The sequence below is a fragment of the Pandoraea communis genome, from assembly GCF_902459745.1.
Classification (GTDB): Bacteria; Pseudomonadota; Gammaproteobacteria; order Burkholderiales; family Burkholderiaceae; genus Pandoraea; species Pandoraea communis.
Genome location: NZ_CABPSJ010000005.1, coordinates 227,824 through 246,813, shown reverse-complemented (window position 1 = coordinate 246,813; position 18,990 = coordinate 227,824). Strand labels below are relative to the sequence as shown.

At 59.3% G+C, this 18,990-nt stretch carries 10 protein-coding genes and 1 riboswitch; of the genes, 2 read left to right on the top strand and 8 right to left on the bottom strand.

The genetic code is table 11. The annotated features are described in order from the left end of the window. Window positions 1–101: 101 nt before the first annotated feature. Window positions 102–2,741, bottom strand: coding sequence for an autotransporter family protein (locus PCO31110_RS19105; RefSeq protein ID WP_174979650.1), 2,640 nt, complete (start codon window positions 2,739–2,741; stop codon window positions 102–104). Here PCO31110_RS19105 and PCO31110_RS25740 point away from each other — a divergent pair. Next, window positions 2,724–3,551 (top strand): hypothetical protein, encoded by an 828-nt coding sequence (locus PCO31110_RS25740; protein ID WP_168162919.1) that lies wholly within the window; start codon window positions 2,724–2,726, stop codon window positions 3,549–3,551. The two genes, PCO31110_RS19105 and PCO31110_RS25740, sit on opposite strands and share 18 nt — an antisense overlap. Before the next feature lie 969 nt (window positions 3,552–4,520). Here the strand turns inward: PCO31110_RS25740 and PCO31110_RS19100 are convergent. From PCO31110_RS19100 to PCO31110_RS19080, 5 genes are all read right to left on the bottom strand, one after another. After that, window positions 4,521–7,859: an autotransporter family protein gene (locus PCO31110_RS19100; RefSeq protein ID WP_174979648.1), complete on the bottom strand. Its 3,339-nt coding sequence runs from the start codon at window positions 7,857–7,859 to the stop codon at window positions 4,521–4,523. A 458-nt stretch (window positions 7,860–8,317) separates the two neighbouring features. Further along, a complete protein-coding gene (locus PCO31110_RS19095; RefSeq protein ID WP_150691155.1) occupies window positions 8,318–12,001 on the bottom strand; it encodes an autotransporter family protein in 3,684 nt (1,227 codons plus the stop codon). A 493-nt stretch (window positions 12,002–12,494) separates the two neighbouring features. Continuing rightward, window positions 12,495–12,977, bottom strand: coding sequence for a transcriptional regulator NrdR (nrdR, locus tag PCO31110_RS19090; protein ID WP_010808637.1), 483 nt, complete (start codon window positions 12,975–12,977; stop codon window positions 12,495–12,497). Window positions 12,978–12,992: 15 nt separating this feature from the next. Next, on the bottom strand, window positions 12,993–14,240 hold the full coding sequence (gene glyA / locus PCO31110_RS19085; protein ID WP_010808636.1) for a serine hydroxymethyltransferase: 1,248 nt from the start codon (window positions 14,238–14,240) through the stop codon (window positions 12,993–12,995). A 98-nt stretch (window positions 14,241–14,338) separates the two neighbouring features. Further along, window positions 14,339–14,445, bottom strand: a riboswitch (ZMP/ZTP riboswitch). 316 nt (window positions 14,446–14,761) lie between these two features. Beyond that, entirely contained in the window at window positions 14,762–16,180 is a 1,419-nt protein-coding gene (locus PCO31110_RS19080; RefSeq protein WP_150691154.1) for a hypothetical protein, read from the bottom strand. Between the two features lie 156 nt (window positions 16,181–16,336). On the opposite strand from PCO31110_RS19080, the gene PCO31110_RS19075 reads away from it, so the two are divergent. Further along, window positions 16,337–16,855 (top strand): 2-thiouracil desulfurase family protein, encoded by a 519-nt coding sequence (locus tag PCO31110_RS19075; RefSeq protein WP_010808634.1) that lies wholly within the window; start codon window positions 16,337–16,339, stop codon window positions 16,853–16,855. Window positions 16,856–16,896: 41 nt separating this feature from the next. Here the strand turns inward: PCO31110_RS19075 and PCO31110_RS19070 are convergent, their stop codons facing one another. Both PCO31110_RS19070 and boxA read right to left on the bottom strand, forming a co-directional pair. Then, complete coding sequence (locus tag PCO31110_RS19070; protein ID WP_150691153.1) at window positions 16,897–17,478, bottom strand: DJ-1/PfpI family protein; 582 nt, start codon at window positions 17,476–17,478, stop codon at window positions 16,897–16,899. 226 nt (window positions 17,479–17,704) lie between these two features. Further along, window positions 17,705–18,961, bottom strand: a complete 1,257-nt coding sequence (boxA, locus tag PCO31110_RS19065) for a benzoyl-CoA 2,3-epoxidase subunit BoxA (protein WP_150691152.1) — start codon at window positions 18,959–18,961, stop codon at window positions 17,705–17,707. Window positions 18,962–18,990: the final 29 nt, after the last annotated feature.

Genomic DNA, 18,990 nt, shown 5'->3' with positions numbered 1-18,990 from the left:
AACGGTCGACGCATCGATCATGACTACCCGATGCGTCACCCAGATCCCGTTGGGAAAGATCCGCGCCTTCCCCTCACGAGGAAAGCGTCCTGCCGACTACCTTAGAAGCGATACTTCGCCGAGATACCACCGCCCAGCGCGCTCTCGCCCTTGCGCACGCTGACGTTACCGCCCACGCGCACTTCCAGTTGCTTCTTGAGCTGCATGTCCAGGCCCAGGTCCGCCGTGAAGATATCCTTGCCCAGCTTCGGACCCTTCACCGTGAAGCTGCTCGGCGCACCGTAGATCGCATTCGTCAGGCTGCTCTGCGTCTTGCCGAACTCGTGCTCGTACGACAGGCGCAGCGACGGCGCCACCTTGCCCCCTGCAATGCTTGCCACTTCGCTCCACAGACGCACACCCAACACACCGCGCGTCGACGTCTGCGACTGCGAGCCAACCTTCAGACCGTCGTTGCCCGATCCGTCACGGTTCGTCTCATCGAACGCTTTCAAACGCGTCGACGCCACACGCACACCCACCGACGGGTCGATGTTCACACCCGACACCTCAAAGCGCTTACCCACTTCACCGAACATGCCGAACGTCTGTCCGCTCGTCTTGCCCGACAGGCGGGCCGACGCGTTACGCGCGGCCACCGTGCGATCCGTCTTCACGCTGTGATTCGTGTACGACGCACCGCCGTTGACGAACCAGTTCGAACCCGTCAGGTGCGAGCCGTACAGACCCACGCTCACGCTGTTGACCTTCGACTCGCCCGGCAGGCCCTTCGCCTTCGACTCCTGATTGCCAAAGCCAATCGAGCCACCCACCAACGTGTTCTGATTCAGGCGCTTGTCAACACCGATCGCACCGTCCAGACCCTTCACCTCGAACTTCGTGCCGTCGCCGCGCTGGCTCGTCTTGCCTCCGTTGAACGACGCCCAACCCGCGACGCCGTTATCGGCCACCATCGCACCGTTCGCGGTCTTGTCGTCGAACATCGCCCCGCCGGCGATCATCCGCGTTTGCATGCCGCGCTGGAACGACGTCGCTGCCGCTTGCGCTGCCACCGCGTTATTCACCAGCGACTCACCCGAGAGCATACGAGCCGAACGGCGTTGCTCTTCCGTGCCTGCCGTTTGCAGGGCCATGGCCGACAGCACCTTGCCGCCGATCTTGCCCGACGCCAGATCACCCACCATCACGCCGTCAACCGACGCCAGCGCCGCTTGCTCGTTGGCGCTGTAACCACCGTCGGCCGCCAGGAACTTCACGATGTTCTTGTCCGTGATCTTCGTGCCCGTGCCCGGCTCGATAGTTGGTGTTTCCGGTCCAACATTCGGACCATCCGGGTCCTTAATCGTCGGATCCGGTTGCTTACCGCCGGTGATGCTACCCACGGTGAATTCGACGCCGGTCACTTCTGCGTCACCTTCAGCGCTCACCACTTCAAACGTGTCCACGAGATCTTGAATTTCGATGTCGGCGGCAGCGGTAACGTCAAGCGTCGTGTTGCCGAAATCGCTGCTTTCCGAGACGTGAATCTGGCCACCGCTCAGCTTGCCTTCGACTTTCTCGATGCGCGACTTGATCTTCGCGCCCGCCTCGGACGCGTAGGTGCCCACCTCGAGCTTGTTCATTCCGAGATCCAGCGTGCCGTCGTTCTGCAGGTTATTCACGCCGCTCACATCCGTGCTCAGTGCGATCGTGCCCGCCTTGGCGACGTTCACGGCCCCCGAACCCAGCGCGTTGGGATGTGCTGCCGTCAGCTTACCGCCTTGAACACTCAGGTTCGTCACACCGCTCTGATCGCCGGACAACGTCAGGTTGCCCGTGCCGACCTTGACCACGTTCGAGCCGACCGGTTGCGAAGTCAGCACGTTCGCGTGCAAAACGTTCGGATATGACTGCGTACCCGGCTTTGCCGCTTCACGAGAGATATTGCCTTCGAAGTGGTCGTCGTTGCCCAGTTCTCCGAGCATCAGCACCGTATTGCCAGTAACCACGTCGCCCTTGCCGGTCAGCGAACCGATGGTGAGCGAGTTTTCAGGCTTGCCGGCGCCAGCGTCAATGTCGGTAATCGCAATTTCAGAAACGTCCAACGAACCGCCATGCAATGTGATCGACGCGTTGGTGGCAGTGGTTTTGCCGGTCATCTTGACGGCGCCCTCGTTGGCCAGTGCCAAACTTTGGAGCTTCGTGTCGGTGAGAGTCAGTTCGCCGTCTTGAAGGTTGGCGATGAGTGCTTTGCCGCCGTCCGACTCTGTGATAGTCGCCTTGCCGGCATTGACCAGCTTCATGTCTTGAAGTTGCGTTTCGCTGATCGCAAGATCGCCGCCCAGCCAATTTGCGAGCGTTGCCTTGCCGCCCTTCGACTTGGCAATGGTCGTCGTGCCAGCGCTTTGCAAAGCCACCTCATTGAGATTCGTGTTCTCGACAGTCAGTGTCCCTTGGTTAAAGACAAGGGCAGCACCACCGTCCGACAATTTCATCTCCTGCTTTTGTAAATTGTTTTCAGGGTCGATAACCTCGTTGCCCTGATCGTCGAAAACACCGACTTCCTTGCCTTTGATGGTGACCGTCCCGCCTGCCACATTCTTCAGCTCCGCAGTGCTCAGATCGGACGCCGTGAAAGTGAGAGCACCGGCATTGGTAATGTCGGCTTCACCCGCAGACGAGTCTTCGAACTCGAGCTTGGCGCCAAGCTGTTCGGTAAGTTCCGGGAGTGCGCTGAGATCGGCGTGGACGTTGGCCTCCATAGCAGCCTCACGTTCGACCACCCGATCGGCAACATCTTCACTCGTCACCGCACGAGCGACAGTGATCTTGCTGTTCCCGGCATCAGAACCCTTGTTGAATTCCAAGCTGGCACCGCTGTAGAGATCGATCTTAGCGTTGCCGGCGCTCGTCCCATCTCCAAATGCAATCTTGGCGCCCTCATCCGCCTTGTTAATGGCAACCGCAACGTCAGCGCTCCCAGCGACCAGCGTCACGTTATCGCCCTTGATGCCACCTCTGGCATCTTTGGCTTGGTCCTCGAAGTGCAGAACACCCTTTTTACCGAGCGTCACCGAAAGCGCTCCGTTGCCTTCGGTTTCGATGAACTGATGAATGTTCAGAGCGCCTTCCACAACCTGAACATCGTGCTTGGCGCCGTCGAGTGCGCGAAGCGTGGCGATTTCACGAGTCTTGATCCCCTGCGCTGCCGCAACACCATGAATCGCGTCGGATGCTCCGCCCGAAAAACTGCCGATTTCGAGGGTGGCGGCCTGGACAATCTTGTCGTGACCAGCAGCCAGCGCTGTTTCGTTCACGAAAGTCTGCAGATTTTTATCGTTCCAGGTCAGGACACCACTGTTCTTTTCAGCATTAGCCGCGTTCGCGTTAAGCAGGAACGTCTTTTCGGTGAGGTGCTTGTATTCCTCTTCGCTAGCGGCACCGCCCAGCGAAGCAGCCTTGTGCTTCAGGAGTTCAAGATGTTGCTGCGCTTCGACGACGGCTGTCTTTGCAGGATCGACAAGTCCGTCAACGGCGCTTTTCTCCACGTGGGCACTCAGCGCCTTGCTTGAGGCGTGGTCGGACTTGATTTCTGCGGGACTGCTGATGTCGTCCACCTTGCGCATAAACGCGGTGAGGAAACCTTCGTATTCCGCATGCCACGCCTTGTTCGCAGCGTCACTCCCCCTCACCTTAACGAGTCTACTGACTTCGACTTTAATTCTCTCTGCCACCGGCTTAAGATTCGAAAATTTCGTCGCATCGTCAACATTCTCATCAGAGAGAATCCTCTCAACTTGCCGAGCGAATGCTTCGTATCTTTTTACGTTATCAAGCTTCGTTTGCTTTTCCAGTAACGCATTCTCTGCGACAACGGTCAGCCCGCTTTCTGCTTTTGTCAGCTCAGTGACTCTTGCTTCTCTGGTTTCTTCCCACGTCGGGGTTGCCACCGCATACCCCGGCAGCGCTGCTGCCGTCACCACAGCCGCGACGGCCATGCAAATTTTCGTCTGACGCAGAGCGTTCGACTTCGGATGGTTCTTTTGCATTCGATAATCCACAATTTAATTCGTGAAAATGATGAATTGCTTCATCGCACTCCAGACACGGCACTACGACCTGCGTCAAGGCTCACGAAGTCTAAAAGCCGGACTATCGAAATCGATGCAAAAACACTCGGATTTGATACTTAACCCAAGAGATCGTTTTTTTGTTGATTTGCGGCAAATCCCAATAAATCTGAAATTTAACTATTGATTAATCCCAATAAAACGTACTTCATCGTCAGAAATCTCCCAATCACGCAAAAAATGCGGCACGCAAACAACGGATGACGGAGCGAAGCAAGTCGTTTCCCATCGACACATTCCCTCCCCGCGTCACGTGGTCTCCAACACATTTCACTTCCGCGAGAAGGGCAGGCGCCGTTACCGAACGCCGAAAATAAAAAAACCGCCGTGCCCTTTCGGGAACGACGGGTTTCTTGTCTTCAACGCTGACGGGAAGCGTGATGCTCCGGCCGCCTACGTCAACGTTCAGGCTCAGAAGCGATACTTCGCCGAGATACCACCGCCCAGCGCGCTCTCGCCCTTACGCACGCTGACGTTACCGCCTGCGCGCACCTCCAGTTGCTTCTTGATCTGCATGTCTACGCCCAGATCCGCCGTGAAGATATCTTTGCCCAACTTCGGCCCCTTCACCGTGAAGCTGCGCGGCGCGCCATAGATCGCATTCGTCAGGCTACTCTGCGTCTTGCCGAACTCGCGCTCATAAGACAGGCGCAGCGACGGGGCCACCTTGCCACCCGCGATGCTCACCACTTCGCTCCACAGACGCACGCCCACCACACCGCGCGTCGAGGTCTGCGATTGCGAGCCCACCTTCAGGCCGTCGTTGCCTTCGCTGTAACTGTTCGTTTCGTTGAACGCATTCAGACGCGTCGACGCCACGCGCACACCCACCGACGGATCGATGTTCACACCCGACACGTCGAAGCGCTTACCGACTTCACCGAACATGCCGAACGTCCGACCGCTCGTCTTACCCGCCAGACGTGTCGCCGCAAAACGTGCCGACACCGTGCGATCTGTCTTTACACTGTGATTCGTATACGACACCGCGCCGTTGACGAACCAGTTCGCGCCAGTCAGGTGCGAGCCGTACAGACCCACGCTCACGCTGTTGACCTTCGACTCGCCCGGCAGACCCTTCGCCTTCGACTCCTGATTGCCAAAGCCAATCGAGCCACCCACCAACGTGTTCTGATTCAGGCGCTTGTCAACACCGATCGCACCGTCCAGACCCTTCACGTCGAACGACATGCCGTCGCCGCGCTGGCTCGTCTTGCCTCCGTTGAACGACGCCCAACCCGCGACGCCGTTATCGGCCACCATCGCACCGTTCGCGGTCTTGTCGTCGAACATCGCCCCACCGGCGATCATCCGCGTTTGCATGCCGCGCTGGAACGACGTGGTAGCGGCTTGCGCTGCCACAGCGTTGTTCACCAGCGATTCGCCTGAGAGCAAATGTGCCGAACGACGTTGTTCGGCCGTATCCGCCGTTTGCAGCGCCATCTCCGAGAGCACCTTGCCGCCGATCTTGCCGGAGGTCAGATCGCCAACGCTCACGCCATCCACCGACGCCAGTACCGCTCGCTTATTCGCGGTGTAGCGGCCGTTGGCCGCAAGGAAATTGACGGCATTCCTTGAGGTGATTTTCGTCGATTCATTCGTCTGGTCGCGGCCAGGAACGCTAACGCTACCGAACGTCGTCGTTCCGGGGGTCACCTTCGCCCCCTCGGCAGCGGTCACCACCTCGAACGTGTTTTCGACATCGGAAAGTTTGATGCCATCGTCGACGGCAACCGCCAAGGCCGTATTGCTGAAGTCGCTATCCTTCTCGACATAAATCGTGCCCCCCGCGAAGCCATCACCGACCTTGGCAACACGCGATTTGATCTTTGCGCCAGCGCTCGACGTGTAGCTCTCTACGCTGAGCCTATTCGTCCCCAGATCAATTTCGCCGGCATTCTCGATTGCCTTAACGCCCGAGACACTCGGAGCCTGAATGGCAACCGCACCTGCGGCGGCAATCGATACGCTCCCCGAACCGAGGGCGTTTTCATGCTGCGCCGTCAGCTTGCCACTTTGAACATTGATGGCATTGACTTGACTCTGGTCATTCGTGAACGTCAGGTTACCGGTGCCGACTTTCGTGACGGACGTGGTAAGCCCCCTGTTTAACGATTCCAATCTTTCGCGAAGGGCTTTGTCAAGGCCACTCTCCTGCGGACCCGCCGGGGCGGTCTTCATAATCCGGCCGTTGAATACATCGTCCCGATTCAATGAGCCAAGCGTGAGGGCCGTAGTACCGGCGATGACATTGCCAACGCCGGACAGCGAACCAATCGTGACGGCCTTTTCAGTGCCCGTGTCAGTCGCCGAAAAAGTATTTGCGGACGTAGACTTACCCACGCCCGTAACATCCAGCGTGCCGCCGAGCATACTGACGACAGCCTCACTCGCAGTGGTCGTGCCCTGCAAATATGCGGTGCCAGTGTTTTTCAAAGTCATGCGTTCAAGGTCTGTATCGAAGAATTTCACCGTTCCATTCCGCATATTGTCGACCGTCGCCATTCCGCCATGTGCCCCGTCGAATTCGAGCCGCCCCGAGTTGCCGATAATTGAAGACTTGGCATTGGCCCCGACAAAGGTTGCAATACCACCATCTTTAATTGTTATCTTACTGTCACCGGCGTTGGAACCAATATCGAACGTTAGTTCTCCACGATAATTGATCTCAAGAAACGCAGATCCCGCGCTGGTGCCATCTTGGAACTCAATGAAACCCCCATCTCCGATCGCATTGGCCTTAGGATCGGTAAATATTTCCACATTGGCGGCTTTAATACCGTCGCCATTTTTCTCGAATGTCAGATTTCCGTCTCTTCCAACAAGAATCCCCAGGCGTCCCGCACCTTCAATGCCCTTGTGGATATTCAGTTGACCATTCTCGATCTTCATCACGTGATCTGCCGTCTCCAGAACATTCAATGTACCGACATCTCGCTTTGCATCGTTCGCTCCGGTGATTGGATTCGATGAACGCCCGGAACGATGCGTGATCTCAAGAGTGGTTTTCTCGTCGACAGAGCGGCTGCTGACACCGTCACTGTAGGGCAGACCATTCAAGGTGGCGTTTTCCCACTTGACGGTGTTGTCTTCGCCGGCCCTCAACTCGTATCGGTTGACGGGCTTATCCTGGGGCTCGCCGGCGTCTTTCAAGGACTTTCTGACTTCGGCAATCTGCTGCGAAATCTCCCGATGGGCATTCGAGGCTTGGTCTGCCTCACTTGTGGCCCGTCCGGAGCGCTCGGTGTTAGACAGAAAATCTCTAAATTCCTGGATTCTCTCGTTTTTTTCACCAGCCTCCGCGTTCAAGACTTTATCCATGTGTGTTTTGACATTCCTCAAATCAGTCACACTCGCCCGCTGGATATGCGTCGGCTCATCCCCACCTCCTCCATTCCCCGCATTTCCTAGAGCATTAGAAATCGCAGTGGCCACCTCATTGAGCGCCGTATTTCTTTCTTCCTCAACTTCAATATTTAGTATTTTTTTTAGGGATGCTGCATCATGAATCCAGCTTGTTGCATTTAGATACGCCTCGTTATTCTCGTTACGCTGCGTCTCCAGATCTTTGAGTTGCGACTTCCAATCGCTGATTTTCTGGCTACTTCCTTGCTGCGTGGCAACGCGCGCTTTTTTCCTCTCATCCGCCTCGACTATGGTCGGAAATGATGCGGCTGCCGCCATCGTCGCCACTGCCACGTAGATCTTTGTTTGACGAAGCACGCCAACCTTTGAATTCTGTCGCTGCATTTGATACCCCCAACATTTCATTCACAAAAATCGACGACTACGTCCACCGTTACTCTGAGAGCGGCACACTGGTCACCAAAGGAGTATCGATTTTAGGATCAGAAATATCTGAAATTTCAAATTCTGCCTTGTATTGGGCGCATTCCTATAAAGTAAATCCACTAATATTAATTGGGTAAATTCCCAAAAACCAACTTAAATCCTTATAAACACTACTTAAGAGCGATAACTCTTCGTTGAAATTTCTGGGAGCGGATCACCACAAAAGACGCACATAGCGGATGCGACAGAACATATGTGCAGTCCCCCAACACCCCATCTCCACAGCATTGCCTTGAGGCAACCATTCGCGATGAGACATAAAAAAACCCGGCGCGCCCTTTCAGGCACGACGGGTTTCTTGTCTTCAACGCTGACAGCAGACGCGATGTTCCGGCCGCCTGCGTCGACGCTCTGGCTCAGAAGCGATACTTCGCCGAGATACCGCCACCCAGCGCGCTCTCGCCCTTGCGCACGCTGACGTTACCGCCCACGCGCACTTCCAGTTGCTTCTTGAGCTGCATGTCCAGGCCCAGGTCCGCCGTGAAAATGTCCTTGCCCAGCTTCGGACCCTTCACCGTGAAGCTGCCCGGCGCACCGTAGATCGCATTCGTCAGGCTGCTCTGCGTCTTGCCGAACTCGTGCTCGTACGACAGGCGCAGCGACGGCGCTACCTTGCCCCCTGCAATGCTTGCCACTTCGCTCCACAGGCGCACACCCAACACACCGCGCGTCGACGTCTGCGACTGCGAGCCAACCTTCAGACCGTCGTTGCCCGATCCGTCACGGTTCGTCTCATCGAACGCTTTCAAACGCGTCGACGCCACACGCACACCCACCGACGGGTCGATGTTCACACCCGACACCTCAAAGCGCTTACCCACTTCACCGAACATGCCGAACGTCTGTCCGCTCGTCTTGCCCGCCACGCGGGCCGACGCGTTACGGGCGGCCACCGTGCGATCCGTCTTCACGCTGTGATTCGTGTACGACGCACCGCCGTTGACGAACCAGTTCGAACCCGTCAGGTGCGAGCCGTACAGACCCACGCTCACGCTGTTGACCTTCGACTCGCCCGGCAGGCCCTTCGCCTTCGACTCCTGATTGCCAAAGCCAATCGAGCCACCCACCAACGTGTTCTGATTCAGGCGCTTGTCTACACCGATCGCACCGTCCAGACCCTTCACCTCGAACGACATGCCGTCGCCGCGCTGGCTCGTCTTGCCTCCGTTGAACGACGCCCAACCCGCGACGCCGTTATCGGCCACCATCGCACCGTTCGCGGTCTTGTCGTCGAACATCGCCCCGCCGGCGATCATTCGCGTTTGCATGCCGCGCTGGAACGACGTCGCTGCCGCTTGCGCTGCCACCGCGTTATTCACCAGCGACTCGCCCGAGAGCAGACGGGCCGAACGGCGTTGCTCTTCCGTGCCTGCCGTTTGCAGGGCCATGGCCGACAGCACCTTGCCGCCGATCTTGCCAGAGGCCAGATCGCCCACCGTCACGCCGTCAACCGACGCCAGCGCCGCTTGCTCGTTGGCGGTATAACCACCGTCGGCTGCCAGGAACTTCACGATGTTCTTGTCCGTGATCTTCGTGCCCGGCTCGCCAATCGGTTCCTGCCCAACATTCGGGTCCGCTTGCTTGCCGCCGGTGATGCTACCGACTTTCAACTTCCCGCCGGTCACTTCGACTCCATCGGCAGCTTCCACCACCTGGAACTTGCCCACAACATCGGAAAGTTCGATGTCATCGGCAACGGCGACCTTAATTTCCGTATTGCTGAAGTCGCTCTCCTGCTCGACCTGAATCGTGCCTCCGGTGGCCTGACCGTCGACCTTGGCAAAGCGCGAGTTGATCTTCGCGCCCGCTTCAGACTTGTAGCTCCCGACGCTGAGCTTGTTCGTGCCCAGATTGATCGTGCCAGCGTTGCTCATCTCCTTCACACCGCTCACGTCCTTATTCAGCACCACCGCAGCCGATTGCGCGACGCTCAACGCGCCCGAACCGAGGGCCTTTTCATGTGCCGCCGTCAGCGTGCCGCCTTGAACACTGATGACGTCGACTTGGCTCTGGTCGCCCGAGAGGGTCAGGTTGCCCGTGCCGACCTTAGTCAGAAGCATCGGCACTGCGGCCACCTGCGGTGCTGCCGGTGCTGCCGGTGCGCGTAAGGCGAGCGACTCGGATTCCTGATTCACCGCTGTCAACCACTCATCGACGAGCGATCCGATACCCGCCCCGGTTTTCACAAAACTGCCGCCAAATTCGCCATCCAGATTCGCAGCCCCCACCGTCAGTGCCGTTTCCCCTGTGATGACATTGCCAGTCCCCGACAGCGAACCGATCTCGATGGACTTCTTGACGCCGGGGACGAAAATCACCGTGCGCGCCATCGTCGTTTCCTCATTCGGTGAGGTCACCTCGACGGTATCTCCAACGAACGAAACGTCCAGCGTGCCACCGTTCATTCTGACGACTGCTTTATCCGCAGTGGTCTGGCCAACCAGGCCAATCAGGCCTTGATTGGACAGTTGGACGTTCTCAAGTGCCATATCGTGAAACACGACCTTGCCCGATGCACGATTGTCGATGATCGCGTTCCCACCGGAGGCACCGGTAACAATCGCCGCCCCTTCGTTTCGGAGTGTGAGATTTTCGAGAGCGCCGTCGTCGAAAACGATCAATCCCGACGTCGTGTTCTCGATCTTCGCCGCACCGCCGGAGGATGCCCGCAACTCCGCAAACCCACCGTTGGATAAGCGCATTCGCTCGAGTGCCGAAGCATCGACTCTCAGATCACCATCGACCTCATTGAAAACTTCGGCATCCCCGCCCGATGATCGCGCTATGTCCAGGATCCCCGAGCTAACGATCGACGATTGCTTGACGTTTGCCCCTTCGAATCTGACAGTCCCGCCTTTCAAGATGGAGATTTCGCTGACACCGGCATCGGCGCCTTCCGCGAACGATACCTCCCCCTCGTCGAGCGCCCAGATCCATGCCCCTCCTGCGCTGGTACCCGATTCGAACTTAACGATCCCGCCTGCATCCAGCATGCTGGCATTCGCATTACCATCACGACCGACCAACAACGTCACACCGTCGGCGTCGCGATCAATCCCCTGACCGCCTTCCTTAAACGTCAAGGTTCCATTTGAGCCTACGGCAATCCCCAGCGTTCCTTTGCCCTCGATTCCCTGGTGGATGTTCAGTTGGCCCTGACGGACATCGAGGGAGTGATCCGCGCCCGCCGAAACACGTAACGTACCGACATTACGTGTCGAGTCCGTCAATCCAGTGATCGGGTTCGATCCGGTTCCAGAACGCTGCGTGATTTCGAGTAACGTTTGAGCACCGATCTGGACGTTCCCTTCGGCATAGCTCTCATCGAAATGCGAGTTGAACAGGTTGTCGTCGCGCCATGTCAGCGCGGCGTCGGCGCCGTTTTGCGACGGCGCCACCAACTCCCTGGTATTGGCCATGACCTTGAATGTCACGTCGTCGGCCTTGCCAAGCGCGTCGATACGCGCTTTCAGAGCAGCGACTTTTGCGTAAACGCCCATTGCCGCATCACTGCTCTTCGAGTGTTCTGCATTGTTATTAAGGAAGATATCAAGTTGCTTGCGTGCACTAGCAAATTCGTCCGGATCGGCGCCAATAACTTTCTGGATCTGCTGTTTGACATCGGCCAGATCCGTCACCTGCAATTTTCGCTCCCAATCAAAGCTCAGTGCCTTTCCTCCATCCTTTTCCAACTCGACAATCAAACCGTCGATTTGGCCGGTGATTTCCGCAAGCTTATTACCGTAAGCAACTACATCGGCGATATCCTTGGTACTCGAGTGAATGCTTGATCGCACCGTTTTCAACGCGTCCAGACGATCGAAGATATTGTCCTTTTCTTCACGTTCGCCCTGAACTTCTACGAGCCGTTCGTTCATTCTCTTGGCGACGTTTTTCTTTTCTTCGCTCCACGTTGCCGTTTCACTTTCGATGACGTCTTCCGCCTGCGTGGGCATACTCATCGCCGCAAGCATCGTCGCGACCGCCAGACAGATTTTGGATTGACGAAGTGTTTTCGACGTCTGAAATTTGCTTTGCATTCGATAATCCCCAAAGAATTCTCTACGACGACGAATCAACTCATCGTCACCACAACGGCGGCACCCCACCGCGAAGTGGCGGATTCTAGATACAAGTTATCGAAAGCAATGCAATTGCTGATATTTTTGGTAATTAACCCAAACACCTCGCCTATTTTAAATTGCGATTAATCCCATTATTTTTGTTTGATTTTCCTCGGAAATTTCCTAAGTTACTCCCCCAATCGACGTCAACATCCCAAAGCAGTCAGAACAATAGGTACGCATACAACGTTATTTGACCAAGATTCAGTGATTCCCCATCGTCCATGTAATGGGCTCGCGTCGCCGTATTCGCACTGCCGCCCGGTCATGGCAACTCAGCCCCCACGGGCATAAAAAAACCCGTCGCGCCCTTTCAGGCACGACGGGTTTTCCGTCATTCATTTCGTCAGATCAGCCTCATGGCCGCCTTCCGACGCTCACACGCACTGTCGTCGCATCGTCCTCGCGCTCAACCCACCGGCTTACGCTTGGGCTTGATATCGGTACTGTCGATTTCCTCGAGCACATCGCGAAACTCGGCAATGTCCTCGAAGCTCCGGTACACCGATGCGAAGCGGATATAAGCGATCTTGTCCAACCGCTTCAACTCGCGCATGACCAGTTCGCCGATGCGCTGGCTCATCACTTCGCGCTCCGCGCCGGCCAGCAACTTGTACTCGATGCGCGCAATCGCGGCATCCATGGCCTCGGCGCTCACAGGACGCTTGCGAATCGCCAGTTGCATGCTGGCGCGCACTTTCGCGCGGTCGTATTCGGCGCGGCTGCCGTCCTTCTTGACGACAGCCGGCATCGCCAGTTCGACACGCTCGTACGTGGTGAAACGCTTGTCGCACGACGGGCATTTCCGGCGCCGCCGGATGGCGGCGCCGTCTTCCGCTTCACGCGAGTCGATGACCTGCGTGTCGTCGTGCCGGCAGAACGGGCAACGCATGCGTCGGCGCTCGGCTTAGCCGTAGACCGGGAAACGCTTGGTCAACTCGGCCACTTGCTCGCGCACGCGTTCCAGGTTCTTGGCGTCTTCCGGGTTGTCGAGCACGTCGGCGATCAGGTTGCCGACCAGTTCCGCTTCTGCTTCCTTGAAACCGCGCGTGGTCATGGCCGGCGAGCCCAGACGCACGCCGCTCGTCACGAACGGCTTTTCCGGGTCGTTCGGAATCGCGTTCTTGTTGACGGTGATATGCGCTTCGCCCAGCGCGGCTTCTGCCGCCTTGCCGGTAATGTTCTTGGCGCGCAGGTCGACCAGCATCACATGCGATTCGGTACGGCCCGACACGATACGCAGGCCGCGCTTGACCAGCGTCTCGGCCATCACGCGGGCGTTCTTCGCGACTTGTTCCTGGTAGGCCTTGAATTCCGGCGAGGCGGCTTCCTTGAACGCGACGGCCTTACCGGCGATCACGTGCATGAGCGGGCCGCCCTGAATACCCGGGAAGATCGCCGAGTTGATGGCCTTCTCGAATTCCGCCTTCATCAGGATCACGCCACCGCGCGGGCCGCGCAGGCTCTTGTGCGTGGTCGTAGTCACGAAATCGGCGTGCGGCACCGGGTTCGGATACACACCGGCAGCGATCAGACCGGCGTAGTGCGCCATGTCGACCATGAAGTACGCGCCGACCGACTTGGCGATCTGCGACATACGCTCGAAGTCGATCTTCAGGGCGAAGGCCGATGCGCCCGCCACGATCATCTTCGGCTTGTGTTGCTGCGCGAGCTTCTCGGCAGCGTCGTAATCGATGTCTTCCTGTTCATTCAGACCGTAGCTCACCACGTTGAACCACTTGCCCGACATGTTGACCGGCGAGCCGTGCGTGAGGTGACCACCGTGCGCGAGGCTCATGCCCATGATCGTGTCGCCCGGCTTGAGCATGGCGAAGTACACGCCCTGATTCGCCTGCGAGCCCGAGTTCGGCTGCACGTTCGCGGCGTCTGCACCGAACAGCGCCTTCACGCGGTCGATGGCCAGTTGCTCGACGATGTCGACGTATTCGCAACCACCGTAATAGCGCTTGCCCGGATAACCTTCCGCATACTTGTTGGTCAGTTGCGAGCCCTGCGCTTCCATCACGGCCGGGCTGGTGTAGTTTTCCGAAGCAATCAGCTCGATGTGGTCTTCCTGACGCTGATTTTCTTTCTGAATCGCGGCCCAGACGTCGGGATCGACGGAGGCAACGGTAGATTTCGATTTGTCGAACATGGCGTTTCCGTTGAATTGAACAGGTTTTCCGGGAGGGGATGGTGCAGCGCGCCTTCCTTTGTGCTTCGGAAGACGAGAGACAGGGCAGCACCAACCATCACGGCTGCCCAGGCGAACGGCAAATAAGACCCCGGCGCTTCCCGGTGGGTTGCTCCACCTCGGGCACACAAGGCTGTGGCCCTAATCGCCAGTCACGCGGGGTTTGTGGCGTCGATAGTTTATGCGAGCTTGCGGCGTTAGGCAACCGGCCCGGCCAACCGCACGACCACCTCGCCGAACGCCCCCTCGGCGGCCGTGGCGCCCGAGCATTGCCAACGCCTTCTCCCGATATGAAATGCACGATATGCCGGGTGGACACGCTTAACTCACCGGTGAATATATCGCATATATTATTGAAATAATTTCATCAATCGGCAACCTATGGGAATCTGAGTGACACACATCCCCAACCGGCTTTCCAGCATGGGCGACGCCAAACGCGGGCGGCGTGCCAGCCCGCGCGGGTCATGACGCCAGCGCCCCTACATGCCTCGCTCAGATGTCAGAAATGGCGACTGTTGTGCCTGGATGGCTGCGGCGCGCGTCGGATATAGCCGCTCCCAAGCTTGCGCTGCCCACGTACCGCCCAACAACGTCACAAGGCAGTCGCGGCGCGACAGAATGCGATGCGCCTGCGAATCCGGGTCGTCGGCACTTCCATCGTTGGCGGTGCCAGCCGGGAATGCCCGCGCAATGTCATGAGCATTCGCCGCCCACGGCAAGATGTCCGATGCGCCAATCCGGCCTAACCGGTAAGCCATCTCGGCCGCCAGTGCGCGCACGCCGGTCGGGTCCTTCAACTCATCCAACACGGTCTTGCCATCGGCGGCGGGCGTCAAAGCGTCAAGCCGCCGCGCAAACGGTGCGCAATGCCCGCCGTGCCGAAACTGCGTCAGATCCGTCAGCGCACCTTCCGGAATCACCGCACCGTAATGTGACGCAGGCGACCTGTACGACATATCCGGACGCCCGGAGAGTCCGGGCCAACGTGACGACTCAGACGATGCGAACGCCCGCCCACGCGGCAACGTCACGCCATCGCCATCACGCTCGCCCTGAACCTCCGAGCCGAGACACGCACTGAAGTCGACGGTCATGATGTAAGGCAAATCGTTCTTATCGCGCCAGACGCCGATGTTCCCCATGGCGGCGTCACAGAGATTCCAGTTGCCGAGCCATAGTGCGGCGATGTAATGCCGCTCCAGCGCACATTGGTAGACGTCGGGAAGTGCGCGGCAAAGCATCGCGCGTCTGTCGTTGCGCGCTTTGACGATGGCGGCGTACGCCTGAGCGTCGGTCCGGGCTTGCGCGGCATTCGCGCCGCGTTGCTCCATCCGCCGACCGATCTCGTGCACTTCGGCCCGGGCTTGCTTGCAAGCCTCGTCGGCACCGCCGCGCACACCGTCGATCACGCGCCATGCCGTATCGGTTTCGAGCCACTGACCCAGCGCCCGGTAGGCCGGCAGATACGTCGTCGCCAGATAAAGGCGCTCGGGCGCATGCGTCCCATCGAACGCGGACGAGCAGCCGCGCACCAGAAACGCCGCTGGCGTCGCCAGTCCCAGCGCGCCGCATAACCGCGAGGCAAACCACGACTGCGCAGCACGCCATGCGCTCGGACAAGCGCGGACAACGAACTGCGCTGCCTCCGCGTGCGGCGCCAGCCACAGGCGCGCCGTCTCCCGGCTCACCCCCGACGGCACGGCATCGTGCACGGGCTGCGCCTCCGAGAAGTCATGCGGGCCGACAGGGGGCAATGGCGAACCACTACCATCGTGTCCGGTGACGGGCCCAAATGCCGCAAGCGGCGCGGTGCCCGGCGGTGCCCCCTCCCGTTGTGCCCCGACTGCGGAGAAGCGGCCGGAAGCGATGCCCGTCGGCGAACAAGCGTTGATGTCCATCACGACACTCCTTGGTCGTATGGCAGGGCGTTCACGCGATAACCGCATGTCGGCCGCCCCGGTTGAGATCGGCAGATCTTGCTGCGCTAGCGGGCGGCGAGCTTTGGAAAATGTGGCAAGTTCGGATAATTCCGCCGCGCATGATAGGCTCGCGCCATGCCTACGTCGCCCCGCATTCTTGTCAGCAGTTGTCTTCTGGGCCATCCGGTCCGCTATCACGGGCGCCCCGCACCCTGCGAATCCGATGCCGCCGCTATTCTCGAGCGCTGGTGCGCCGACGGTCTCGTCATGCCGATCTGCCCCGAAGTGGCAGGCGGATTACCCACGCCGCGCGCGCCCGCAGAGATTGCCGGCGCAGCAGACGGCCACGCGGTGTGGCGCAAGCGCGCGCGCGTGGTGGACGACACCGGGGCCGACGTCACCGATGCCTTTCTCGACGGCGCGCAACGCGCGCTCGCGTTGGCGCAGCGTTACGGCATCCGCATTGCGGTACTGAAGGAAGGAAGCCCATCGTGCGGCAGCACATCGATCTACGACGGTTCGTTCAGCGGCAGGAAGATCGCGGGCGATGGCGTGACGGCCGCATGGTTGCGACAGCACGGCATTGAAGTGTTCAGCGAGCACACGCTGGCAGAGGCCGACGAGAAACTGCGCGCCATCGGCGACAACCGATAGCGCGCCCTCCCGTCACACGCGAGGCAGTCGTCTGCCAGGCATCAAAGCTCGATCTTCGTTCCCAGCACGGCAAGGAACTGCGCGATCCATGCGGGATGCGCCGGCCACGCGGGGGCAGTCACGAGATTGCCGTCGGTATGCGCCTCGTCGATCGCGATCTCCATATACTTCCCGCCCGCCAGACGCACCTCCGGCGCGCACGCCGGATACGCCGAACACTCGCGCCCTTCGATGACACCGGCGGCCGCCAGCAACTGCGCGCCATGACAGATCGCGGCAATCGGCTTGTCGCTCCCGGCGAAGTGTTTCACTGTCGCGATCACCTCGTCGTTCAGACGCAGATACTCAGGCGCGCGGCCGCCGGGGATTACCAGCGCGTCGAAGTCCGCCGGCGAAAGTCCGTCGAACGTGGCATTCAGCGTGAAGTCGTGGCCACGCTTCTCGCTGTACGTCTGATCGCCCTCGAAATCGTGAATCGCGGTGCGCACCTTGTCGCCCGCCTTCTTGCCCGGGCAGACGACTTCCACCCGATGCCCCACGGCAGTGAGTGCCTGCACGGGCACCATCAACTCGTAGTCTTCGACGTAGTCGCCCGCTAGTACCAGAATCCGCTTCTTGCCCATGTGACTCTCCGTTCAGAGAAATGGAAGGGAAACAGCCCTTCCATGTTACTCAATTCCGGTGACACCGCCGGGACGGCGTCGAACCTCTCGGTTTCCCGCGCCGGACGAAAAAAAACCGCGTGCCGAAGCACGCGGTGTCAAGCCGGCGCAGAACGCCGTCGGTCAACCTGAAGCCCGCGCCACCCGGTCGTGTCCGGCAGGCGCGAGCCGATATCGTCAGAAGTCGTCAGTAGGTCTCAAGATGCAGACGCCCTTCCGTCTTCATCCGCTGCCAGAGAGACTGCCAGTCGAGTCCGGCTTCGCCCGCGATGGTTTGCAGCACTTGCAGCACGCCGTCCTCCATGCCTTTCAATCCGCACACGTAGATGTAGGTGTGCTCGTGACGCAGCAGCGCCGCCACATCGGCCGCGCGCTCGCGCATCGCGTCCTGAACGTAGCGCTTGGCTTGCCCCGGCGTGCGCGAGAACGCGAGATTCGTGTCGATGAAATCCTTCGGCAAATTGAGCAACGGGCCGAAGTACGGGAGTTCGCCCTGCGTGCGTGCACCGAAGAACAACATCAACTTGCCGGTCGCGCCCTTCAGACGGCGACGGCGGCGATACTCCGTCATGGCTCGCATGGGCGCCGCGCCCGTGCCGGTGCAGATCATCAGCAGATGCGAATCGGCGTGGTTCGGCATCAGGAACGTGCTGCCGAACGGGCCCATCACGTTCACCACGTCGCCCTTCTTCAGATCGCACAGGTAGTTCGAGCACACCCCGCCGACCGCTTGTTCCTGATGGTCCTTGGTCACGCGTTTGACCGTGAGCGCGAGGTTGTTGTAACCGGGACGCTCGCCATCGCGCGGCGAGGCAATCGAGTACTGACGTGCGTGATGCGCCCGCCCGTCGGCCGTTGTACCCGGCGGGATGATGCCGATCGACTGCCCTTCGAGCACCGGGAACGGCTGCTTGCCGAAATCGAGCACGATGTGATGGATATCGCTCTCGGTACTCGTGTCGGTCAAGCGATAGTTGCCCACCACGGTGGCCTGAACAGGCGTCTTGTGGTTGTACAGATTGACGTAGGGCTTTGCGGCAGACCACGGCGGCACGACCGAGCCGCGCACGAGATCCGAGCCGCCGATGACCGGCTCGGGCGCGTCGGCCAAGGCATTGCCGGCGACGCCCTCTGCCGCGTCGCCGATCGTCCCCTGACCGGCGATGGCGTCGTCCTGAACGGGCAGCTCATCCCACGTGAGTTGCTCGTCAACGGAGTAGGCCTCGGCCGTGAGCACGTCGCGCCAGTTGTCGATGGCCCCCGTCGGGCAGGGCGAGATACACGCCATGCACCCATTGCACGTGTCTGCGCGCACAACGTAGTTGTTCTCGTCGTGCGTGATCGCATCGATCGGACACGTTTCCTCGCAGGTATTGCAGCGAATGCAGATCTCCGGATCGATCAGATGCTGCTTCAGAACTTCGACCGGAACGGGGCCGTTCATGATGCTGTCTCCTTGTGGGGAATGCGCTG